A 20,895-nucleotide genomic window follows, 5' to 3' on the forward strand; every position below is an offset into this window, starting at 1 on the left:
CCACGTCGATAGGCCGGGAGTGCAAGCGCGGTAACGCGCTGAGCTGACCGGTACTAATCGCCCGATCGGCTTGATCGCTCTCATGATCCGTGTCCGGATCAAAACCACGAACGTCACGAAACAGACCGACCGACGGTAGACACCGACGGTCATGCTTGCCGAACCCCCCAAGTGACAAAAAATTGTGCTGCGCCGGCCTGGTGGCCTGAGCGGTGTGCCCAGGACCCGATCCCATCTCGAACTCGGCCGTCAAACGCACCAGCGCCCATGGTACTGTGTCTCAAGACACGGGAGAGTCGGTCGCCGCCAGGCCTGCCCAGCCCGATACCGATAACAACACCGACACCGCCGCGGGGTGGAGCAGCCCGGTAGCTCGTCAGGCTCATAACCTGAAGGTCGCTGGTTCAAATCCAGCCCCCGCAACCAACATCGCCGACATACGCCAGACCAAAAGCCCCGTGCTACCGCACGGGGCTTTTTGCTGTTCGGCCACTCGCACCTGATTGATCGATCCGCCCTCATTCCGCTTTACACCGTCATCGCGAGGCGAAGCGGAAGCGATCCAGGGCGCGACTTCTATCGAAAGGGCGAACCCGCTCCGACGGCACGGCCGCGTGCGCGCTTCTTTCGGGGGCGGAGCGCTGGATTGCTTGAGCTCCGCCTCGCAACGACGGGGAGCTCAAAGGGGCTGCCGGGTTGAGCATATGACGCAGCCGACGGGTCGCCTGTGCAACGGGCGGCTCCGCGCCACCAGGAAGGTGTGCTTGCGAGGGCGGATCGGGCGGCGGCAATCCCTGGCACGAGGAACAAAAAAAGCCCTGCCGGGCATCCGGCAGGGGCTCAGGCTGTTTCATGGCTGGGTAAAAGCCGGCGGATTCGGGTTTCCGCCGCCTCCTTGAGCAGGGGAGGGGAGACCCGGAGCCGCTCGAAGCCGCTCCGGGCGCCCGGAACCTCAGCGCGCGCGCGCCAGCCATCCCATCACCGGCCGCGATTGCCAGCGCATCGCCGCCACGAGGTAGATCAGCGACGCGATGTGGCCGACGGTGACGGCGGCGGCTGCGCCGGTGACGCCCGCGTGCTGCATCAGCGGCACCACCACGGCGAGCGAGACCACCATGCTGACCCCGAGGGATTCGAAGATCACTCGGGTGTTCTGCTTGGCGCGGAAGTAATGCGCCGCCAGATCGCGCACGAGGATCACCAGAACGCCGACCGAGAGGATGCGCAGACAGCCGGCATAGGCCGCGAACTCCGAGCCGAAGATCAGGGTCAGCCACAGCTCGGCGGGGCCGGCGAGCAGCGCCAGGATCGCGACGATCGGCGCGCCGAGGCGGATGCCGGCGCTCACGACGTAGCGCCGCAGGGCCTCCTCGCCGCCCTCCGTGTGGGCGCGGGCGGCGCGGACCGGCAAAACATTCTCGGTGGCGCTGAGCAGGATCAGCACCGTGCCGACGAGGTACTGCGCCGCGCGCAATCCACCGAGGGCGTCGAGGCCGAGCGAGGTGCCCGCGACCATCCACACCAGCTGTTCCTGGGCGAAGGTGACGAACACGATCGGCAGGAGCCAGCGGGCGATCGGCGTGTGGCGCCGGCTCAGCGCCCCGAGCTGGACCGAAGCCGAATCCCGCAGGAGCGGGCGCCCGACCCAGATCATGAATGGCAGGCTGGTCACCAGCGAGGTGAGCGCCAGCATCCCGACGAAGCCGTTGACCCCGACCGTCCCGTGCTGGAGCCAGATCAGCCCGGCGGCGACCGGGAAGCCCGCCGCGCGGGCGCAATCCATGGCGAGCGCCCGCAGGCCCTTGCCGCGAGCGAACAGCAGACGGCGTAGGGTGAACTGGATGTTCTGCGCCAGCATTAGGGCGCAGGCCGCGATGAGCGCTGCGGGCGACATCTGGCCGCTCAAGGTGAGAGCGAAAATCACGAACACCGCGCCGGGCACCGAGAGCAGGAAGGCGGCGATCAGGATGTTGGCGCCGTAGATGCGCGAGACGGAGCCGCGGGAGCCGGCCAGCGTCATCATCGGCGCGGTGATGAGGGCGTTGTGCAGCCCCTGCGCGAACGAGATCACGATCAGGATCAGGGCGAAATGCCCGAACTCGACGATGCCGAGCAGGCGCGCGGCGGCGATGCCGCTGACGAAGCCGAAGCCGCTGACGACGCCCTGGTCGGCGAGCGAGATCAAGGCCGCGGGCGGGCGGCGGACGAAGCTCTGGGCGCGTAGACGCAGGCGCTCGCCGAGCGGAAGGGGGGCGGTGTCATGCATCGGATGCGTTCCGCGCTAGAGCGAGGACGGACGGCGTAGGGCCGTCCGCGGACAGGTCGGTCTGTGCCATCCGGGGGCGGGCCCCGGGGTCGAAATCGTCAGATGACCCGTCATGAACACCGCTTTTCTGAGGCCTGTCCCGGCGGGGGACGGACGCGTCGCACGTGGCTGCTCCGGCGCAAGCCACGGGCCAGTGGATGCAGTAATCCATGTCGCCATCGCCGGGTGTGAATCTTTTTTGTTGAATTAACCATCGGGCTTCAAAGTCCTACACTTCCATCTGCAGAAATGAACCGAAACATTGTAGGGGAGATGGTAGGGCGAGGTGACCATGTATCACTGGGTCAAGACCACATTGCGCGACACGCCGGCCTTGCGGGGACTGGCCCTGCGCGGCGGCGCGCTGCTGCGCTCGCTCGCTTGCGCCGAGCCCGGTCTCTACACCCTGTGCTATCACCAGATTCCGGCGGCGTTGCAGGAGCGCTTCGCCGACCAGCTCCGCCTGCTCGGGCGCCACGGCGACTTCATCGACGCCGACACGGCTTACGACCGCCTCGCCGCGGGCTGGCCGGCGCGGGAGCGCGCCTTCCTGATCTCCTTCGACGACGGCTACGCCGACAACCGCGACGTGGCGATGCCGGTCCTGACCGATCTCGGCCTGCCGGCCATCGTCTTCCTCGTCAGCGACTGGCTCGATGCGCCGCCGCAGGCGCCGGGCGAGCGCCGCTACATGGACCGCGCCGACGTGGCGGCGTGGCTGGACGCGGGCTTGCAGATCGGCTCGCATGGGGCGCGCCATCTCAGATTGAGCGGTCTCGGCGCGGAAGACATCGCCGCCGAGTTCGCCCGCTCGCGGCACGACCTCTCGGCGCTCGCTGGCCGGCCGGTCGATCATTTCGCCTGCCCGTGGGGCGTGGCCGGGCACGATTTCGATCCCGCCCGCGATCCGGCGCTTGCCAGGGAGGCGGGTTTCCGCACCTTCTTTACGACCCGGCGCGGTCATACTCGCAGCGCCGACGACTTTTTTCTGATGCCGCGCCACGTGGTCGAGCCGCATTGGTCGGACTTCGAGTTCGAGGCGCTGCTCGGGGGATCGCGCTTGAGGAGACACCGCGATGGGACGGCCTGAGCGCGTGCCGGTCATCTCCCCGGAGGCGCGCGAGCGGCGCCCGGTCGTCGTGGTGACGGGGGCGCTCGCGCCCTACACCCATGTCCTCTACGAGCGGCTGGCCGAGCGGCTCGACCGGCCGCTCCATGTCCTGTCCTGCACGCCGCGGGAGGCCGCCCGGCAATGGGTGGTGGAGGCGCCGCGCCTGTTCCGGCACGCGGTGCTGCCGGGCCTGCGCTGGCACCGGGACGCCGTACGCAACCTCTACGTCAATCCCGCGGTGGTGCCGCGGCTGGCCGCGCTCGACCCGGTGGGAATCGTGCTCAACGATTTCTCGCCGACGATGCTGATGGCGGCCGCTTACGCCCGGCTCCGGCGCATTCCCTACCTGATCCGCACCGACGGCGTGCCGGAGACCGATCCGGGGCAGCGCTCGACGCCGCATCGCTGGCTGCGCAAAGCCATCGTCTCCGGCGCCCGCGGCGGCATCGGCCCGAGCGCGGGCAGCGCCCGGCTGCTGGCGCTCTACGGGATCGGGCCGGAAAAATTCGCGACGAGCCCGCTGTTTCCCGCTTGGGCGCCCGCCGGGCCGCTGCCGCCGGATTCCAAGCGGCCCTACGACGTGCTGTTCTGCGGCATCCTCAACGAGGAGGTGAAGGGCGCGCGCTTCTTCACCGACGTGATTTTGGGTTGCGCCGCGCGGGGGCGTCGGCTTTCCGTGCGGGTGGCGGGGGACGGGCCGTTGCGGGCCGAGATGGAGGCGCGGTTCGCGCAAGCCGGAATAGCGGCGCAGTTCGACGGCTACCTGACGCAAGCCGCTTTGCCCGCGGTCTACGCCTCTACCCGGCTTTTCCTGTTCCCGAGCCGGGGCGATGTCTGGGGCATCGTCGTCCACGAGGCGCTGCAGAGCGGGACGTCGGTGCTGGCCTCGCCCCATTCCGGCATCGCCCGCGATCTGGTCGCCGTGGAAGGCTGCGGCGAGGTGCGCGAACTCGAAACGCAAGCCTGGATCGAGGCGACGCTGGCCCTGCTCGACGACGCGCCCCGCCGCCAGGCGCTCCGCGAGGCCGCTTCCCGCGCGCTGACCGGCTACACGTCGGAGGCCGCGGTGCAGGGCTATCTCGACGGCTTGCGGCCGATCCTCGCGGCCTGGCCGTGACGGTTCCGCATCGGGCGGGGTGGCGGCGCGCGCTGCTGTTCGGATTCGGGCTTCTTTCGCTGCCGGCCTCCGCTGCGGGGCAGGAGCGTGTGATCTACGTGCGGCCGCCGATGGACCTGCATCGGGCGCTCGATGAGGTGGCAAGCCTGCGGGCGCGCGATCCCGCGCGGCCGGTCGCGATCGAATTGGCGTCCGGCCTCCACCGTCTCAGCCGCTACGCCCGCATCGGGCCGGAGCATGGCGGCACGCAAGGCGCGCCGCTGGTGATCCGTGGCGCGTCCGATGGCACGACCCGCGTTGTCGGCAGCGAGCCGGTCGAGGCGGTGGCTTTGCCCAAGGACCTCGCGGCGCGCCTGCCGATGAGCGCGCGCGGCCGGGTGAGGGCGTTCCGGTTGCCCGAGGCGATGGCGGCTCATCCGCGTATTCGCCCGCCGCGCCTGCTCGGGCCGCCGCCGCCGCCGCTCACCTTCGAGGTGTTCGACGCGAAAGGCGCGCTGCATCCGGCACAATGGCCCAACGAGGGGTTCGCCCGCGTCACCGCCGGGCCCGAGGCGGCGGGGACCAGCATCCGGATTGAGGGCGCCAAACCTGAGGCGTGGCGCGGCGAGGCCGATCTCTGGGCCGAGGGCTATTGGAGCTGGGGCTGGCTGTTCGAGACGGTTCCCGCCGCGGTGCCGGCCTCCGCCCCGGCGCTCGTGCGGCTCGGCACGAAGCCTTACGAGGGCATTCGCGCTGTCGCCCGCGCCCGCATCGTCCACGCGCTCGCCGAACTCGACACGCCGGGCGAATGGTGGCGCGACGCATCGCGCAACCTCCTGCTGGTCTGGCCCCGCGACGGGGCCGGCGCGGTTGAGGTCTCGGTCGCCGACACGCTGATCAGCCTGGAGAACGCCGCGCATGTCCGCATCGAGTCGCTGCGGCTGGAGCGGAGCCGCGGCGACCTGCTGACCGCCCGCGGCGGGAGCGACGTCGTCGTGCGCAACAGCGCGCTCGGATGGTCGGGCCTGCGCGCCGCCGTGTTCGAGGGCGTGCAGGGCGGCGGGCTGGAGGCCTGCGCCGTGTCGGATACCGGCTTCGGCGCGGTGCGGCTGGTGGCCGGCGACCGGCCGAGCCTGAACCCCGGCGGCTTGTTCCTTCGCGACACGCGGCTCACCCGCTACGCCCGCCTGTCGCGGACGCAGAGCCCGGCGGTCGAACTCGACGGCGTCGGCCACCGGGTCGTCGGCAACTATTTTCACGATGCGGTCGATTACGCGGTGTATCTGCGCGGCAACGACCATCTCGTGGCCGACAACGAACTCACGCGGCTTCTCGACGGCGCCACCGATTCCGGCGCGATCTATGCCGGGCGCGACTGGACCGCGCGCGGCTCGGTGATCCGCGGCAATTTTTTGCATGACATCCGCACCGGGCCGGGGCTCGAGGTGAAGGGCGTCTATCTCGACGACATGGCCAGCGGCCTGACGGTCGAGGGCAACCTGTTCCTGCGGGTCGATCAGCCGGCCTTCATCGGCGGCGGGCGCGACAACGTGGTGACCCGCAACGTCTTCGCCGATGCGAGCCCGGCGATCCACGTCGATGCCCGCGGCCTCAACTGGGCCGCCCCCTCCGTCGCCGACCCGACCTCGGAGATCCGTGCGGCGCTGGCCGCCATGCCGACGGGCTCGAGCCTGTGGCGCCGCCGCTACCCGCCGCTCGCCGTTCTGCTGGCCCGTGAGCCCGGCGCGGCACGGGAAAACCGCCTGACCGACAACGTGTTTTGGGGAAGCGAGCCGTTCCGCTACGAGCCGCCCGCCCGCCCTGGCGACCAGATCGTCGCCGGCAATGTCGAGGCGATGCGGATGCAACCGCTGCCCACCGGCTCCGACCCCGCCGCCTTCGCCGCCCCGCCGATCCACGGCGGCCATTTTCGCCTCGACACGACGCGGATGCTCCGTTCCGGGCTGCCGCTGGCACCGAGCCCGCGGCGCTGAAGTATCTTTGTTACCCACGAGGATGCCGCTGTTTCCCCTCTCCCCGCGTGCGGGGAGAGGGGATGCGCGGGACCGACGCGGGGTATGGTTTTGTCCCAAAAATCCTCTCCCGGATCGGCACAGCCTCGTTCGGTGAGGTTCAGAGCGGGCAGTGACTCCCCCACCGCACACTCCCAAAAAACCGATTCCTGTCCCTCCGCGACACATCCCAACCGGCAGCACCCTTGCAGTCTTTCGCCCAAGCGCTCGGGCCTGTCCCGGGCGGATCGGATGAGCGGTCTCCGCGATCGCCGAGATGAGAGGGACCGGATCGCATCCGGTTTTCGTGGAATGACGAGCCACACCAGCATGCGTGGAGCCGTGCCGCTCTCCTCCTTCGACTGGCGCCCCGAATCCGCCGGTCAGGCGCGGTCGGTCAGTCCGGTGATGGTGATGGGGATGCTCCGGCGGCGGCGCTGGATCATCGGCCTCGCCTTCGTCCTCGGCCTGCTCGGCGCCGTCGGTGTCGTGGCGACGATGGAGCCGCGCTACGTCGCCACCGCCCAGGTCATCATCGATCCGCGCGGCCTGCGCGTGGTCGAGCGCGAGGTGACGCCGAGCGTCGACAACGCCGACGCCCAGGTCGCCACCGTCGAGAACGAGATGCGGGTGCTGCGCTCCAGCGCCGTGCTCGACGCGCTGGTCGCCCGCGAGGGGCTGGATCGGGACCCCGAATTCGTCGGCAACCCGCCGGGCCTGCTGCGCCGGATGCGCTCTGCGATCACCGACCTCTTCGGCGCGTCCGCGGCCCGCACGCCGGACCCGCGCCGGAGCGCGCTTCAGGCCCTGGAGCGCAAGGTCGCCGTGCGACGCGCCGAGCGCAGCTTCGTGATCGAGGTGACGGTCGCCACCCGCGATCCCGACAAGTCGGCCCGCATCGCCAACGATCTCGTGGCGATCTACACCGAGCAGGCGAACAAGACCCGCGCCGACCTCGCGCGCCGCTCCGGCGCCTCCCTCGACGATCGGCTCGCCGAGCTGCGCGCCGCCGTGCGCAAGGCCGAGGACAAGGTTGAGACCTTCAAGAGCCAGAACGACCTCGTCAGCGCCGACGGCACGCTCACCCGCGACCGCCGCCTGCGCGACCTCAACGCCCAGCTCGTCACGGCGCGCGCCCGCTCGACCGAGGCGCTCGCCCGGATGGAGCAGGCGGCCTCCCTCCACGGAAAGCTCGACGGCCTGAGCGAGGCGGTGCAGTCGCAGGCCGTGCTGCAGCTGCGCGGCCAGATCACCGAGGCGCGCCGCCGCAAGGCGAACCTCGCCAACGTGCTGGGGCCGCGCCATCCCGATCTGGCCTCGGTCGGCCGCGAGATCGACGCGTTGCAGGACCAGCTCGATCAGGAGCTGCGCCGCATCGGCGACGCCGCCCGCAACGATTACCGCCGCGCCAAGCAGACCGAGGAGGAGCTGCGCCGCACCGTCGAGTCGATGTCGCGCGCCTCCTTCGCCGACAGCCGGGCGCTGACCGAGCTGCGCGAGCTGGAGCGCGAGGCCGAGACCCGCCGCACCCTGTATGCGCAGTATCTCTCCCGCTCCCGCGAACTGACCGAGCAGACGCAGGTGAACCTCAACAACGTCCGGGCCATCGGCGCGGCGATCCCGCCGGACCAATCGACCAACCTGAGCAAGGCCGTCATCCTGGCGCTCGGCACCCTGATCGGCGGCGTGCTCGGTATCCTGGCCGCCATCGCCCTCGGCGTGCTGCGCGGCGAGGCGAGCCCGGTGCGCGAGACCGCCGGCCCCCGCCCGGCCGCGACCGAGCCGTCGGGTCGCGAGGCCGCCTGGACCCCGCGCGACTTCCGCTGACCACCGCTCGGTTAAGCCTGTCCCGCGAAATCCCCTGCCGCCCGCCGTTTCGACCCCCGAGGCGACGGTGCGGCAGGAGTTTCGTGGGAGGCTTGGCCCAACACCGCCCCTCCCGACCGCGCGTGATGCCAAGAGCGCCAGGAACGACAGCGCCGAGAACGAGAGCGCCACCACCATGAGCGACACCGCGATCCCGTATTCCGCCGCGCCGAGTGTGGTCGCGCCGCGCCGCGCCACCGGCGAGCTGTGGCGCACGGCGTTCGTCGTCTTCGCGGTGCTGATGTGCGTGAACGCGTTCTACGCGACGTTTGCCGGTGGCAGCGACGAACTCGGTAACGCCAAGTCCCACGTGCCGTCGAACCGCGGCAACCTGCTCTATGTCGGCCTCTGGCTCGGCCTCTACGCCTGCTCCGCGTGGATCGTCTTGCGGGACTTCCTGCGCAACGGGCTCGACCTGTGCCTCGTCGGGATCGCGCCGCTCGCCGGCTACATCCTGCTCTCGGCCACGTGGTCGCCCGCCCCCATGGCCGCGATCGTGCCGGCCGGGATGCTGGTGCTCAACATCGTCATCGCCGCGGCCCTCGCCTCGGTGGTCCATCCGGCGCGCTTCCTGCGCATCTTCGCCTGGACCAACGTCGTCCTCGTCGCGATCTCGCTGGCCCTGGTGGTGATCACCCCCGACACGGTGCGCACCGACATCAACCGGCCGGGCCTCCTGATGACGGGCGAGCTGTTCGGCGCCTACGCCAACAAGACCGTCCACGGCATGTCGGCCTCGATCGCGATCCTCGTGCTGCTGTTCCTGCCGGGCGACAGCCCGCGCGGCCTGCGCTGGCCTGCGCTCGGCATTCTGGGGCTCGGCCTGATCCTGGCGAACTCGATGTCCTCGGTGAGCGGCACGGTGGTCGCCGGGATGACTTTGTTCGCCGCCCGCCTGCTGCCGCGGTTCGGCCGCCCGATCTTCGCCCTCGTCACCGCGTTCGCGATCCTGCTCGCGCTCAGCCTTCCCTTCATCGGCATCGGCGAACTCGCCACCGCGGTCGGCCGCAGCGCCGACTTCACCGGCCGCAGCACCTTCTGGCCCTACGCCATCGACGCCATCAAGGAGCGGCCACTGTTCGGCTACGGCTACCTCAGCTTCTTCAACACCGACCCGTTCTCGAAGGCGTGGCGGCTGTGGGAGCAGGAGCTGTACTTCTTCACGCCGGACTTCCACAATTCCTTCCTCGACATCATGGTCGGGCTCGGGATCGTCGGCGGCGTCCTGTACCTCTTCCTGCTGTTCATCTCGGCCGCCATCTTCGCCCATCCGAGCCTGGAGCGCCGCTGCGCCTTCCTGCTCTCGGCGATCCTGATCGTGTTCATCCTCAACAGCGCCACCGGCTTCCTCTTCCTGGCGCACAACCGGATGTCGGCGATCTTTCAGTTCTACTGCCTGTTCGTCCTCTGCCGCAGCTACCGGCCCGCGATGCCGTTCCCCGGCGCGGGCGGCGTCCCCCACGGAGTCGTCCGTTGATGCCCTCCGACAAGACGGCGCCGTCCGGTCAGGTGATCGGCCTCGACGCCCTGCGCTTCGCCGCAGCCGGTCTCGTGATGCTCTATCACCTCGCCTGCACCGCCTGGCTCGTGCCGTCGAGCGAGGCGGCGGGCCTGCTCGGGACGCCGGCCGCGTCCTCCGGCCCGTTCCCCTTCCTGCTGCCGGTGAGCGCCGCGGGCTGGATCGGCGTGCCGATCTTCTTCGTCATCTCCGGCTTCGTCATCGCCTACACCGCGACCGGGGCCACGCCCCGGCGCTTCCTGGAGAGCCGGGCCCTGCGGCTCCTGCCCTGCGCATGGTTCTGCGCCAGCCTCACCTTCGTCCTGGCGCTCGGCTTCGCGCCGGAAGGCGTGGCCGAGTTGACCGGCCGCTATCTCCGTACCCTGGTGCTGTTTCCCGCGCCGCGCTGGATCGACGGCGTCTACTGGACGCTCGGGATCGAGATCAGCTTCTACGCCTTCGTCTTCGCGCTGCTGGCGCTGGGCCGGGCCGACCGGCTTGAACCGGCGGTGGCCGCCCTCGGAAGCTTCAGCGCGCTCGCATGGTGCGTGGCCGCCACCGCGCTGGTGCCGGGCCTCGACGTGCTGATCTCGACGCGCATCGCCAAGCTGCTGCTCGTCACCCATGGCTGCGACTTTGCGCTGGGCGTCGTGATCTGGGCCGCCGCGCGGGGCGGCTGGACCGGCTGGCGCCTCGCCTTCGCCGCCCTGTGCCTCGCGGGCTCGCTGTTCCAGATCGGCTACGACGCGCGCTTCACGCGGGCGACCCTCGAACTCGATCCGGCTTCGTGGACGCCGCTCGCCGTGCCGCTGGCGCTCTATCTCGGCTTCCTCGGCCTGTTCCTGCTCTCGGTGCGCCACAACGAGCGCCTGTTGCGGGCGCTCGGTCGCCGCGCGCCAGCGCTCCGGGCGATCGGGCTCTCGACCTATCCGCTCTACCTGCTCCACACCTTCGTCGGCGTACTCGCCATGCGGGCGATGCTGGCGCTCGGCGTCGATCCGGTGGCGAGCCTTCTTTCCGGCATCGCCGCCGCGGTGGCGGCGGCGCTCATGGTCTCCGGCTGGATCGAACCCGTCTTGCGCCGCCGCCTGCGCGGCCTGATCGACCGCCATCTCCAGACCCGCGACGGCCTCCTCGGCCGCGCCGCCTCGACCCGCAGGAAGCCGGCATGAACCCGACGCTGAAACCGAACAGCATGCCGCATCTGCCGCAGCTCGACGGCATCCGCGCGCTCGCGGTCGGGCTCGTGTTCCTGTCGCATGCCGAGCTCGGGCATATCGTGCCGGGTGGGCTCGGGGTGACGATCTTCTTCTTCCTCAGCGGCTACCTCATCACCACGCTGCTGCGGTTCGAGGCGCTCAACACCGGCGGCATCAGCCTGCGGAAGTTCTACCTGCGCCGCGTCTTCCGCATCTTCCCGCCGCTCTACCTCACGCTTCTCTTCGTCGGGGGGCTCTACGCGTTCGGCTGGCTGAAGGGGCCCTACGATCCAGTCGTGGTGCTGATGCAGGCGGCGTTCGCCGGCAACTACGTCACGGTGCTGGGCGGGGACATCGCTCGCGCCTTACCGCTGCCGCTCTGGTCGCTCGCCGTCGAGGAGCACTTCTATCTGCTCTTCCCGCTCGTCTTCCTGATGGCTTTCGGCCGGGTCTCGGCGGCGCGGCTCGCGCTCTATTGCCTGATCGCCTGCGGCGTCGTGCTGTCGTTCCGGGTCGCCGCGGTCATGACGCTGGCGGACGCCTCCGACACCTATATCTGGACGCATACGCGGGCGGATTCGATCCTGTTCGGCTGCTGCCTCGCGCTGTGGCGCAACCCGTTGCTCGACGGTGAAGCCGGTTATCGCCCCGGCGGCTGGCAGGCCCTGGCCGCGCTCGGCGTACTCGGCGCCACCCTCGTAGTGCGGGACGAAACCTTTCGGCAGACCCTGCGCTACACGGTCCAGGGCGGGGCCCTGTTCGTGCTGTTCGCCTGCCTCCTCCAGCCCGCCCGCGGCAGCGCCTGCGCGCGCGCGGCGCGGCTGCTCTCGGCGCCTTTGCTGACCCGGATCGGCCTCTACTCCTACACGATCTACCTCGTGCACGCGGCGATGATCGAAGCCGTGGCGGGTCTTTCGGACTCTCACCTCGTCCAGGGCGTCGTCGGCGGCGCCCTGACGCTCGGTTTCGCCGCCGCGATGCACCGCCTCGTCGAGCGCCCGTTCGCCCGGCTGCGCCGCCGCCTCGACGCGCCCGGTGCCGGCGCGCCGGCCCAAGGGGCGGCCGAAGGCGCGCCGCTGGCGGCTCCGGCGCGCTGACGCCGCCTCACCAGCCGCGGGCGAGAAGCGCGTCGCGCACCAGCGTGGCAATGACCGCCTGACCGGCGTCGTTGAGGTGGATGTGGTCGGCTCTGAGCGCCTTGGCCGGCACGTCGTCGACGATGTCGGCCCGGTCCTGCGCCGTCGGGACGAGCCCGTTCATCGCGAGGCCGCGCTCGACCAGGGGCCCGCGGACGTCGAGGAAGCGGTGGCCGTGCTCGTCCCGGAGTGCATCGTTGAGCGCGCGGATCGCCCGGTGGCCGGGCCGACCCCGGTGCTCCTCCGGCACGTCGGCGTTGAGGATCGACAGGATGAGGCTGCGCCCGCACCGCGCCGCCATCGCCCGCAGGTCGGCCCGCACCCGATTCGGGTCGTCGTAGTTGTTGCGCCCCGCCCAGATCACCGCCACGCCCTCGCGCGCGCGCGGATCGGCCAGCATCCGGGCCGCCACCTGCGTCGAGGATTCCCCGCCGATCCCAGCATTGCGCACCGGGCGCGGCGGCGTGAAGAGCCGGCTCAGGACTTTGGGATAGCGCCCGCCATCGGTCTGCACCCCGGCCCCGAAGGTGAGGCTGTCGCCCCAGCAGACGATCGCGGCGGGCGCGGCTTCGGCGGTGCCGGCGAGGCCGGTCGCCAGGAGTCCGAGACCGAAGCGGCGGCGGTCGAGGATGGGGGCTGACGGCATAGCGGCTCTCGTAAGCTTTCGGATGTTCGCTTCGGCCGCCACCGCATCCCCTCGCCCTGCACGCGGGGAGAGGGGATGCACTTGAACGCTTGAGAATCGACCGAAGGCCGCCTCATGCCCCGAACAAAACGATCTCCGTATAAGCCAGATCGCCCGCCATCGGCGGGTTGGGGCCGCGGGCGAATTTGGGGGCGCGGCCGGGGAAGTAGCGGCCGGGGAGGTCGGCGCGGCGCTCCAAGGCGTCGAGGACGAACCAGGGCATGGCGCGGCGCAGCAGCAGGTGCCGGCCGACGGCGCCGAGGCAGGCGGCCAGATCGAGATCGGCCGAGTGGTAGACGAGCTGGAGGCCGGGGAAGCGCAGCCAGCCGAGCCGGCCCCGCAGCACCTTGATGCCGCGGCGCTGGAACAGCAGCGCTCCGGCCTTGTCGCCATCCGACCAGACGAGGCCGAGGCAGCCGTAGGACACGTGGTCGGCGACCAGCCGGGCTTCGGCTTCGGGCAGCAGCGCCAGGGTCTCGGGCGAGACGGCGCGGGCCCGGCCGCGGTGGCGGCCGAGCCACGGCAGGGTCAGCATCTGGCCGGCGCAGATCGTCTTGAAGCCGCGGGCCTTGTGCATCGCCCAGGTCTGCGGCGCGGGCGAGACGTTGACGTAGGTCACCGTCTTGTCGCGCATGGCGAAGCCGTCGAGCAGGGTGCCCAGCGAGCGGTATTCCGGCTTCACGTACCAACTCGACAGGTTGCAGCGCCAGTGCGTGCCGTTCTCGCCCTCGACCGCGCGGTAGAGCGCCAGCAGCACGCCGACGGGCTCGCCCTCCCGCTCCACGAGGTAGCCGTAGCGCGGCACGCCGTCGGGAAGCGGTTGCGCGCGATGGCGGGCGAGGCCCTGGCGCCAATAGGCCTCCGAGCGGTCGGAAAAGCCCGCACGCAGCAGGCCGATCACCGCGTCGAGATCGCTCTCCTCGATGGTGCGGCAGCGCGTCTTGGCCCGCGCCTTGACCGGCTCCGGTGCGGCTGGGAGCGCCTCCGGCTGGGCGAAGACGGGGACATCATCTGCGTCGGACAGGGCTAACATCGGCGACACTCTCGGAGCTTCGCTGAGCTTGGGGCCCGGAGCGGATGCGGGGGGGCGTCCGTTCGGATCGGGAGTCAGGTCGGCAGTGGGTTTGGGTTGCGGGGAAGGTGGGGCCGTCCCACCCATCCCCCTCATCCTGAGGTGCCGCGAAGCGGCCTCGAAGGAGGGCTCCAGGGATCGCGCGCGAACTGGAGGGCTCCTTCGAGGCTTCGCTTCGCTCGCACCTCAGGATGAGGGGGTGAATGGGAAGAGTGTCAAAAGAATCAGGCGGTGCTGCCGGCGTCGATGGTCAGCACCGTGCCGGTGATGTTGCGGGCTTTCTCCGACATCAGGTAGGCGACGGCGTCGGCCACGTCCTGCGGCTCGGCGAGGCGCTTGAGGGCGCTGCGGTTGGCCACGCGGGATCGCTCGGCCTCGTCCATTCCCTCCGTCAGCGCCGTCTCGATGAAGCCCGGCGCCACCGCGTTGACCGTGACCCCGAGGCGGCCAACCTCGCGGGCGAGCGACTTGGTGAAGCCGATCATCGACGCCTTGGTGGCGGCGTAGACCGAGAGCGCGTTGTAGCCGGTGAACGCGATGATCGAGCTGACGTTGACGATGCGGCCTGCGCCCGCCGTCATCATGCTGCGGGCGAGGTACTTGGTGAGCACCATCGGGGCGACCGTGTTGAGATGGACCAGTTCGGAGATTTTTTTGGCCGGCATGGTGGTGAGCAGGCCCGGCGTGCCGATGGCGGCATTGTTCACGAGGCCGTAGACCGGCCCGTGCTCCGCCTTGATCCGCTGGACGAGCCCTTGCAGCGCGTCGATCTCGCCGAGGTCGGCGGCCATGAACCGGATCGCGCCGAAGGGGGCGACCTCGCAGGCCGCCTCAAGCGCCTCGCTGGGTCGTCGCGCCAGGGCGACAACGCGAAACCCTTCGGCGGCCAGCGTCGAGGCCATGGCGAGGCCGAGGCCCCGGCTCGCTCCGGTGACGACGACGAGGCGGCCTTCACGGATCTCGGTCACGGCATCCTCCGCACAAGCTTGCCGCCCGAGGTGAGCGGCAGATCGTCGACGAAGCGCACGCTCGCCGGCACCTTGTGGCCGGAGAGGCGCGGGCGGCAATGGGCGATGATCGCCTTCTTCAGCGCCGCCGGATCGGCGGCGTCGGTGCCGGCGCGCAGCACGACTTCGGCCTCGACCACGGCGCCGAGTATGGGGTTGGGCCGCGCCCGCACGCGGGACATCGACACGCCGGGATGGAGGTTCACCACGGCCTCGACCTCTTCGGGCTGCACCTTGGCGCCGCCGACATTGATGACGCCGCTGCGCCGCCCGAGGAAGTGGAAGCGCTCGCCCCGCCGCTCGACGAGGTCGCCGGTATCGACGAAGCCGTCCTCGGCCATCAGCGGCTCGGGCGCGGTGCCGAGATAGCGCCGCCCGGTGCGGCCGGAGCGGACGTAGAGCGCGTCGTCGCGCACCGCGATCTCGATGCCTGACCGCGCCCCGATCAGCGAGGCGGGAAAACCCTCGCGCCCGTCCTCGACGGTGAAGCCGACGCCGCCCTCGGTCGAGGCGTAGGCATGGGCCATGCGGGCCTCGGGGAAGGCGGTGCGCAAGAGGTCGAGCACGGTCTGGTCGGCGATCTCGCCGGACAGCCGGACGTAGCGCGGCGCGAGCCGCGTGAGCGCGTTGCTCATCAGGGCGAGCCGCCAATGCGAGGGCGTACCGAGGATGTGGGTGACGCCCGCCTCGCCGGCCCGGATCAGATAGTCGCGCACCGGCTCGTGCCGGTCGGACAGCACCAGCGAGGCCGGGGCCAGCATCGCGCGCAGAAAAACCTGGAGGCCGCCGTAGCGGCGGATGTCGTAGAAGGTGGACCAGACCGTGCCGGGCTCCGGCGCGGCCGCTTTGTTGATGCCGCCGGCCAACCCGTCGAGGGTGTGAGCGACGAGCTTCGGGGCACCGGTGGTTCCGGAGGTGGCGAGCGCCCACTCGGTCGCTTGGCCCGTCTCTTGGCCGGTCTCCGCCGAAGCCTTCGCCGCGGCCTCGATGTCGATGCGCGGCAGGCCGGGCAGGTCGCCCTCGGACAGGCCCTCCGCGTCGCAGACGACGATCTGGCTTTCCGAATCCGCGGCGATGCGGGCGACGTGCTCCGGGGCGAGCCCCGGCGGCACCAGGGCGAGGCGCGCGACGAGGCCGTCGAGGGCCAGCATCGCGCGGGCCGCCGCCATCTGCCCGCCGACGGCCAGCAGCACGCGCTTGCCGGCAAGCGTTTCGCTCACCGACGCGTCGCGCGAGCCGCCGACGATCCCGGCGAGATCCCGTTTCTCGCGATGGTCGGACAGGAACAGGCCGTCGAGCCCGCCCCCTTCCAAGAGTCTCTCGCGCAGGATCATGGCGCTTACGCCGCCTTCCGGGCCGCGGCGCGGTCGTAGAGGGCGACGAGGTCGCCGACCGTCACGGGCAGGTCGTCGGCCTCCATCTCGGAGAACGGGTCAGCCCCGGTCAGGTCCTCCATGCGGGCGACCAGCAGGGCGAAGCAGAGCGAGTCGAACTCGGTCTCCAGCATCACGAGGTCGTCGGTGATCGGCGGCATCCGCTTCTCCTGCTCGGCGGCGACGGCGGCGATCTCGGCGTGGACGGTGGAACGCAGTGACATCGGATACTCCACAAATCGAAAGGTCAGACGTTGGGCGCGGGGCTTCGCAGGAGGTCCGCGAAGTCTCGCGCGATCTCGGAAAGGATGGGCCGGGAGCGGGGGACGAGCCGCCCCAGGCCGTAGAAGAAGTGGATCATGCCGGCGTGGCGGGCGTGGACGACCGGCACGCCCGCGCGGGTCAGGCGCTCGGCGTAAGTCTCGCCGTCGTCGCGCACGGGGTCGTACTCGGCGGTGTGGATGTGGGCCGGCGGCAGGCCCGTCATCTCCGTCTCGCGCAATGGGCAGAAGCGCGGGTTCGGCAGGGCCTCCGGTCCGCAGGCGATCAGGTCGCCTTGGATCGTCGCCTCGTCGAGAAAGTAGCCGCGGGCGAAGTCGCGGCGGGACGCGCCGACACCGTGTATGTCGAGCACCGGGCAGATCAGGAGCTGGGCGGCGAGTGTTTTGCCGGCTTCGCGCATCTCCTGGCAAACCCTCGCGGCAAGGCCAGCGCCGGCCGACTCGCCGCCGACGGCCAGCCGCGCCGGATCGATGCCGAGGTCGGCCGCGTGCTCCACCACCCAGTGGGTTGCGGCGAGCGCATCATCGAGGCCCGCCGGAAACGGTTGCTCGGGGGCGAGTCGGTACTCGACCGCCACCACCCGCATCCGGCCCGCGTCGCAGAGCGTGCGGCATAGCGCGTCGTGGGTGTCGAGATCACCCGTGACGAGGCCGCCGCCGTGTAGGAAGACGAGGCCGGGGCCCGCCGTCTCGCCCTCCGGCGCGTAGAGCCGAAGCGCGAGCGCGCCGCCGGGGCCGGGCATGGTGAGGTCGCGCACGCTTACCGGGCCGGTCGCGAGACCGGCGGCGGCGAGCTTCGAGAGCCCGCGCAGGCCCTCACGCCGGGCGGCGAGGTCGATGCCGCCCGAGCCCCCGAGCGCCATCATGTCGAGGAAGCGGCTGACATGCGGGTCGAGGGCCATCGCGGCGGCTCAGAGCTTGAGCGCGGCGCGGATGGAGGCCGGCCATTCGGCCAGCGTCGCGCCGTGGGTGGCGAACATCGCCACGGCAAGGCGGTCCATGCCGAAGGCGACGCAGCCGGTGTGCGCCGGCTCGCCGTCGGCGAGGTTGAGGCCCCAGGTCGTGCCGAAATGCTCGCGGTGATAGTTGAAGCTCATGCAGGCGGTGCCGGCGGCAGCCCCACGCAGCGGGATCAGCAGCTCGAACTTCAGCGCCTGTTCGAGCTGGCTGAAGGCCATGATCTGGCCGAGGCGCCCGAAGAACGGATCGCTCGCGGTTTCGACCGTGTAGGTCAGGCCGAGTTCGTCGGCCATGGCGGTGGCGGTCTTGATCCAAGCCTCGCGGAAGGCGACGATCTGCTCCGGAGTGCCGATGCGGACGTATTCGCGCATCCGGAAGGATTGCAGCCGGTCGAGATGGCGGGAGGGCTCGCGGCGGAAGCAGTCGCAGGCGACGTCGAAGCGGTAGCCGGCCTCCGGCACCGCCCCGCGGGCAGCGGCGATCGGGTAGACCGGGTAGCAGGCGGCCGGGGTCAGGACGAGGTCGGCGGTCTCCAGGCCTTCCGTCCAGTCACCACCGGCCAAGTGGCGGTCGGCGTAGCCGCGGATCTCGGTCTCCGAGCCCTCCAGGCACGAGACGCAGCCCAGCAAATTCGGAAAACTCTTGAGGTAGCCGTGGCGCTCCAGATGGGCGCGGCTCATCACCGGCGGGAAGCGGAACACCTCGGTGCCCTCGTCGCGGCGGGCCGAGATGAAGGCCGCGAGCGCCTCGACCACCGACTCGTAGGCGCCGGTGCGGGCGTAGACGCCCTGCGCGTTCATCGGCTTGAACATCGCGTCGAACAGGGAGTCGAGCGGATCGGTCGCGGGCGGGGCGGCCGGCGCGTTCATCACGGGCATGTTCATGGCGGCAATCTCTCGAAGGAAGAGGGTGGGCAAGGGCAGGGAAAAGGGCGGGATCAGGCGCTGAGCGAGGCGGCGACCGGGGACATCAGGGTCGCGGTGGCGAGGTTGGCGACGATCCGGTCGTTGTGGATCATGATCGGCGCCGAGAGGATGTCGCGGAGCGCCCGGCCGACGCTGAAGGCGCCGTCCTGGCGGTAGCCCGCGAGCCCGTTGGCCCGCATGGCGCTCGACACCGCGGCGACGGCGAGTTCCGACACCTCGACCTTGAGCATCGTGATCGCGGTCTGGAAATCGAGGCCGGCGAGGGCCGCCGCGTCGTCGCCCGCGGCCTCGAACCGGTCGAGCCCCTGGACGATGAGCGCGCGGGCCTGCTTCAGGCTCGACACGGCGCGGGCGTAGTGAAGCGCGCCGGGCGGGGCGACGCCGCCGGCACCCCGCATGGCGGTGCGGGTGAAGGCCTGGGCCCGATCGACGGCGGAGGCGGCGATGCCGGCCCAGGCGCTCGACCACAGGATGTGCGAGACCGGCGTCATGGTCTGGTTGTGGACGTCGCCGTAGCGGGCGGAGAGCACCTGCTCGGGCCGGCCCTTGGCGACGAGGCGGAAGCCGCTGCTGCAGGTGCCGCGCATCCCGAGCGTCTCCCAGCCGCTCAGGCGTTCGAGCGTGTAATCCTCCTTGAGGAAGACGCAGAGCACCTGATCGGAGGCGGCGGCGTCCGCGTTGCGGCGGGCGACGGTGACGACGCCGTCGGCCTGGGCGCCGTAGGAGATCACGGTGGCGGCCCGCTCCAGGCTCACACTCTCGCCATCGGTCTCGATGGCCGCGGCCGAGGAGCGGACGTTGCCGCCGCCCTGGCCTTCGGTGGTCGAGGAGGCCAGCAGTAGCTGCTCGTCGGCGATCCGGCGGATCAGGCCGTCGCGCCACACGTCGCCGCGGCCGTGCCGGGTCAGGCAGGCCACCTTGGTCTGGTGCATGGCAAAAATCATCGCCGTCGAGGCGCAGGCGCGGCCGAGCGCGTAGGCGATGTCGGCGAGCGCCCGGATGGTGGCGCCCTCGCCGCCGAGTTCGATTGGCACCGCGGCGCCCAGCAGGCGCTGTGATTTCAGCGCGGCGACCGCTTCCTCGGGGAAGCGCCCGTCGCGGTCCACCGCCTCGGCGTGGAGGGCGGCGACGGCGGCGACAGCCGCCGCGCGGGCGGTGAGGTCGGTGGCGAGGACGTCGTCGGGACCGGTCATCGGCTGGATGGTCATGGCTTGGCTCCCAAGATTTGAAGCCGGCCGCGCCGGCAGTCTTTTTAGATTTCGGCAGATCAGGCGGACGGGGCCGCCTTCACGGTCTCGACCATCCGGGCGATGGTCTCGATCGAGTAGAAGTTCTTCGGGGTGAGGGCCGCAGGCGGGATCATGATGTCGAACTCGGCCTCGACCGCGATCATCAGGTTCACCAGGTCGAGCGAGGACAGGCCGACATCGACCAGCGCGTCGCCCGCGCCGAATTCCGGCTTGATCGCGTGCCGCCCGGCGATCTCGTAGGCCAGACCCATCGTCCGGTTCGCCACGGTTTGCGTCATCATCTCCGACATGGTGTCTCGCGCCTCTGGTCAGTTGCAGTTCTGGTGGTGGGCTGCGACCTTTCCGGCGGCGATACAATCATCGCCGCGATAAGGTCTCTTCCGAATTTTCGAATCAATCCGAATTCGGGTTTTAAGGACTTGTTCAGTTAATCGAATGCTTCGTCACGGCTGCGACAGGTCGATGAAGCTGCCGCCGCCGTAGACCAGCGCGCCCGCAGGCCCGCCGCCGAGGCGCACCTCGCGCACGGCCCCGAGCAGGATGGCGTGGCTGTGGCGCTCGATGACCTCTTCGAGGTCGCAATCGATGATCGCCTGCGCCTCGGTGAGGCCCGAAGCGCCCGACGCCATGGTGGTCCATTCGGCGCCGGCGTAGCGGGCGGGGCCGCGGAGCGCCCCGATCCCGGCGAAGCGCTCGGCGACGGGCCGGTGCCCGGCGGCCAGGATGCTGACGCAGAAATGCTGGCGCTTCACGATCACCGGCCAGGTCGAGGAGGCGCGGTTGACGCAGACCAGCATGGTCGGCGGATCGACCGAGAGCGACACCGCCGAGGTGGCGGTGAGCCCGACCCGGTCCTCGCCGCTGCCGGCCGTGACCACGACGACCCCGCCGACGAGGCGGCGCATCGCCTGCTTCAACAGGCCTGCATCCGCCACCGGCGGCGGCGGGACATCGGGGATGCTCATCGCGCCCTCGGGCGGGGCGAGCCGGATACTCGTCGCAAAGGAACTCCGGTACGCGGCCATGGCATCGACCATCCGAAAGAGCGGGGATTTCGTTCGAGGTCCGACCCGGTGACGCCCGCCTCAGTCCGGTTCGAAACCGGACGTTATCGGTTG

At 70.6% G+C, this 20,895-nt stretch carries 18 protein-coding genes, 1 tRNA gene and 2 rRNA genes; 10 read left to right on the forward strand and 11 right to left on the reverse strand.

Annotated elements, in window-relative coordinates; genetic code table 11:
* From ASG52_RS20075 to ASG52_RS20085, 3 genes are all read left to right on the forward strand, one after another.
* Positions 1-78: ribosomal RNA gene (locus tag ASG52_RS20075) — 23S ribosomal RNA — on the forward strand; the annotation flags it as partial.
* Between the two features lie 118 nt (positions 79-196).
* Positions 197-312: ribosomal RNA gene (gene rrf, locus ASG52_RS20080) — 5S ribosomal RNA — on the forward strand.
* 37 nt (positions 313-349) lie between these two features.
* Positions 350-426 (forward strand) — tRNA-Met (locus ASG52_RS20085).
* 526 nt (positions 427-952) lie between these two features.
* Here ASG52_RS20085 and ASG52_RS20090 read toward each other — a convergent pair.
* The gene (locus ASG52_RS20090; RefSeq protein WP_056247099.1) at positions 953-2,266 is read right to left on the reverse strand and encodes a lipopolysaccharide biosynthesis protein; all 1,314 of its coding nucleotides are present in this window, start codon (positions 2,264-2,266) and stop codon (positions 953-955) included.
* Positions 2,267-2,597: 331 nt separating this feature from the next.
* On the opposite strand from ASG52_RS20090, the gene ASG52_RS20095 reads away from it, so the two are divergent.
* From ASG52_RS20095 to ASG52_RS20125, 7 genes are all read left to right on the forward strand, one after another.
* A complete protein-coding gene (locus ASG52_RS20095; RefSeq protein ID WP_056247101.1) occupies positions 2,598-3,395 on the forward strand; it encodes a polysaccharide deacetylase family protein in 798 nt (265 codons plus the stop codon).
* Entirely contained in the window at positions 3,382-4,533 is a 1,152-nt protein-coding gene (locus ASG52_RS20100; protein ID WP_056247103.1) for a glycosyltransferase family 4 protein, read from the forward strand. Before ASG52_RS20095 ends, ASG52_RS20100 begins: the two co-directional genes overlap by 14 nt.
* A complete protein-coding gene (locus tag ASG52_RS20105; protein ID WP_056247104.1) occupies positions 4,530-6,506 on the forward strand; it encodes a right-handed parallel beta-helix repeat-containing protein in 1,977 nt (658 codons plus the stop codon). The genes ASG52_RS20100 and ASG52_RS20105 overlap by 4 nt, the downstream gene beginning before the upstream one ends.
* A gap of 348 nt (positions 6,507-6,854) precedes the next feature.
* Positions 6,855-8,351 (forward strand): GumC family protein, encoded by a 1,497-nt coding sequence (locus tag ASG52_RS20110; RefSeq protein WP_286159118.1) that lies wholly within the window; start codon positions 6,855-6,857, stop codon positions 8,349-8,351.
* 175 nt (positions 8,352-8,526) lie between these two features.
* Positions 8,527-9,867 carry an O-antigen ligase family protein gene (locus ASG52_RS20115; protein WP_056247106.1) on the forward strand — a complete coding sequence of 447 codons (1,341 nt, stop codon included), beginning with the start codon at positions 8,527-8,529 and terminating at the stop codon, positions 9,865-9,867.
* Positions 9,867-11,060: an acyltransferase family protein gene (locus ASG52_RS20120; RefSeq protein WP_056247107.1), complete on the forward strand. Its 1,194-nt coding sequence runs from the start codon at positions 9,867-9,869 to the stop codon at positions 11,058-11,060. The genes ASG52_RS20115 and ASG52_RS20120 overlap by 1 nt, the downstream gene beginning before the upstream one ends.
* A complete protein-coding gene (locus tag ASG52_RS20125) occupies positions 11,057-12,184 on the forward strand; it encodes an acyltransferase family protein (RefSeq protein WP_056247109.1) in 1,128 nt (375 codons plus the stop codon). The genes ASG52_RS20120 and ASG52_RS20125 overlap by 4 nt, the downstream gene beginning before the upstream one ends.
* 7 nt (positions 12,185-12,191) lie before the next feature.
* Here ASG52_RS20125 and ASG52_RS20130 read toward each other — a convergent pair whose 3' ends face one another.
* The 10 genes from ASG52_RS20130 to ASG52_RS20175 form a co-directional block, all read right to left on the reverse strand.
* Positions 12,192-12,869 carry an SGNH/GDSL hydrolase family protein gene (locus ASG52_RS20130; RefSeq protein WP_056247111.1) on the reverse strand — a complete coding sequence of 226 codons (678 nt, stop codon included), beginning with the start codon at positions 12,867-12,869 and terminating at the stop codon, positions 12,192-12,194.
* 112 nt (positions 12,870-12,981) lie between these two features.
* The gene (locus ASG52_RS20135; RefSeq protein WP_056247113.1) at positions 12,982-13,941 is read right to left on the reverse strand and encodes a GNAT family N-acetyltransferase; all 960 of its coding nucleotides are present in this window, start codon (positions 13,939-13,941) and stop codon (positions 12,982-12,984) included.
* Between the two features lie 263 nt (positions 13,942-14,204).
* Entirely contained in the window at positions 14,205-14,948 is a 744-nt protein-coding gene (locus ASG52_RS20140) for an SDR family NAD(P)-dependent oxidoreductase (RefSeq protein WP_286159119.1), read from the reverse strand.
* Positions 14,945-16,321, reverse strand: a complete 1,377-nt coding sequence (locus ASG52_RS20145) for a class I adenylate-forming enzyme family protein (protein WP_056247115.1) — start codon at positions 16,319-16,321, stop codon at positions 14,945-14,947. The genes ASG52_RS20140 and ASG52_RS20145 overlap by 4 nt, the downstream gene beginning before the upstream one ends.
* A 5-nt stretch (positions 16,322-16,326) precedes the next feature.
* The gene (locus ASG52_RS20150; RefSeq protein WP_056247116.1) at positions 16,327-16,584 is read right to left on the reverse strand and encodes a hypothetical protein; all 258 of its coding nucleotides are present in this window, start codon (positions 16,582-16,584) and stop codon (positions 16,327-16,329) included.
* Positions 16,585-16,607: 23 nt separating this feature from the next.
* Positions 16,608-17,543 (reverse strand): alpha/beta hydrolase, encoded by a 936-nt coding sequence (locus ASG52_RS20155; protein ID WP_056247118.1) that lies wholly within the window; start codon positions 17,541-17,543, stop codon positions 16,608-16,610.
* A 9-nt stretch (positions 17,544-17,552) separates the two neighbouring features.
* A complete protein-coding gene (locus tag ASG52_RS20160) occupies positions 17,553-18,485 on the reverse strand; it encodes an amino acid--[acyl-carrier-protein] ligase (protein WP_056247120.1) in 933 nt (310 codons plus the stop codon).
* Positions 18,486-18,538: 53 nt separating this feature from the next.
* Positions 18,539-19,735: an acyl-CoA dehydrogenase family protein gene (locus ASG52_RS20165; RefSeq protein WP_056247122.1), complete on the reverse strand. Its 1,197-nt coding sequence runs from the start codon at positions 19,733-19,735 to the stop codon at positions 18,539-18,541.
* A gap of 59 nt (positions 19,736-19,794) precedes the next feature.
* The gene (locus ASG52_RS20170; RefSeq protein ID WP_056247125.1) at positions 19,795-20,067 is read right to left on the reverse strand and encodes a phosphopantetheine-binding protein; all 273 of its coding nucleotides are present in this window, start codon (positions 20,065-20,067) and stop codon (positions 19,795-19,797) included.
* A gap of 153 nt (positions 20,068-20,220) precedes the next feature.
* On the reverse strand, positions 20,221-20,742 hold the full coding sequence (locus ASG52_RS20175) for a flavin reductase family protein (protein WP_056247608.1): 522 nt from the start codon (positions 20,740-20,742) through the stop codon (positions 20,221-20,223).
* Positions 20,743-20,895 lie beyond the last annotated feature (153 nt).

This window comes from Methylobacterium sp. Leaf456 (genome assembly GCF_001425465.1).
Classification (GTDB): Bacteria; Pseudomonadota; Alphaproteobacteria; order Rhizobiales; family Beijerinckiaceae; genus Methylobacterium.

What these genes read in the sequence shown, in the direction of transcription:
- ASG52_RS20175 (WP_056247608.1), bottom strand. Translation starts at nt 20,742, where the DNA reads ATGAGCATCCCCGATGTCCCGCCGCCGCCGGTGGCGGATGCAGGCCTG.
- ASG52_RS20145 (WP_056247115.1), bottom strand. Translation starts at nt 16,321, where the DNA reads ATGATCCTGCGCGAGAGACTCTTGGAAGGGGGCGGGCTCGACGGCCTG.
- ASG52_RS20165 (WP_056247122.1), bottom strand. Translation starts at nt 19,735, where the DNA reads ATGACCATCCAGCCGATGACCGGTCCCGACGACGTCCTCGCCACCGAC.
- ASG52_RS20130 (WP_056247111.1), bottom strand. Translation starts at nt 12,869, where the DNA reads ATGCCGTCAGCCCCCATCCTCGACCGCCGCCGCTTCGGTCTCGGACTC.
- ASG52_RS20115 (WP_056247106.1), top strand. Translation starts at nt 8,527, where the DNA reads ATGAGCGACACCGCGATCCCGTATTCCGCCGCGCCGAGTGTGGTCGCG.
- ASG52_RS20170 (WP_056247125.1), bottom strand. Translation starts at nt 20,067, where the DNA reads ATGTCGGAGATGATGACGCAAACCGTGGCGAACCGGACGATGGGTCTG.
- ASG52_RS20095 (WP_056247101.1), top strand. Translation starts at nt 2,598, where the DNA reads ATGTATCACTGGGTCAAGACCACATTGCGCGACACGCCGGCCTTGCGG.
- ASG52_RS20120 (WP_056247107.1), top strand. Translation starts at nt 9,867, where the DNA reads ATGCCCTCCGACAAGACGGCGCCGTCCGGTCAGGTGATCGGCCTCGAC.
- ASG52_RS20150 (WP_056247116.1), bottom strand. Translation starts at nt 16,584, where the DNA reads ATGTCACTGCGTTCCACCGTCCACGCCGAGATCGCCGCCGTCGCCGCC.
- ASG52_RS20155 (WP_056247118.1), bottom strand. Translation starts at nt 17,543, where the DNA reads ATGGCCCTCGACCCGCATGTCAGCCGCTTCCTCGACATGATGGCGCTC.
- ASG52_RS20090 (WP_056247099.1), bottom strand. Translation starts at nt 2,266, where the DNA reads ATGCATGACACCGCCCCCCTTCCGCTCGGCGAGCGCCTGCGTCTACGC.
- ASG52_RS20125 (WP_056247109.1), top strand. Translation starts at nt 11,057, where the DNA reads ATGAACCCGACGCTGAAACCGAACAGCATGCCGCATCTGCCGCAGCTC.
- ASG52_RS20100 (WP_056247103.1), top strand. Translation starts at nt 3,382, where the DNA reads ATGGGACGGCCTGAGCGCGTGCCGGTCATCTCCCCGGAGGCGCGCGAG.
- ASG52_RS20160 (WP_056247120.1), bottom strand. Translation starts at nt 18,485, where the DNA reads ATGAACATGCCCGTGATGAACGCGCCGGCCGCCCCGCCCGCGACCGAT.
- ASG52_RS20135 (WP_056247113.1), bottom strand. Translation starts at nt 13,941, where the DNA reads ATGTTAGCCCTGTCCGACGCAGATGATGTCCCCGTCTTCGCCCAGCCG.
- ASG52_RS20110 (WP_286159118.1), top strand. Translation starts at nt 6,855, where the DNA reads ATGCGTGGAGCCGTGCCGCTCTCCTCCTTCGACTGGCGCCCCGAATCC.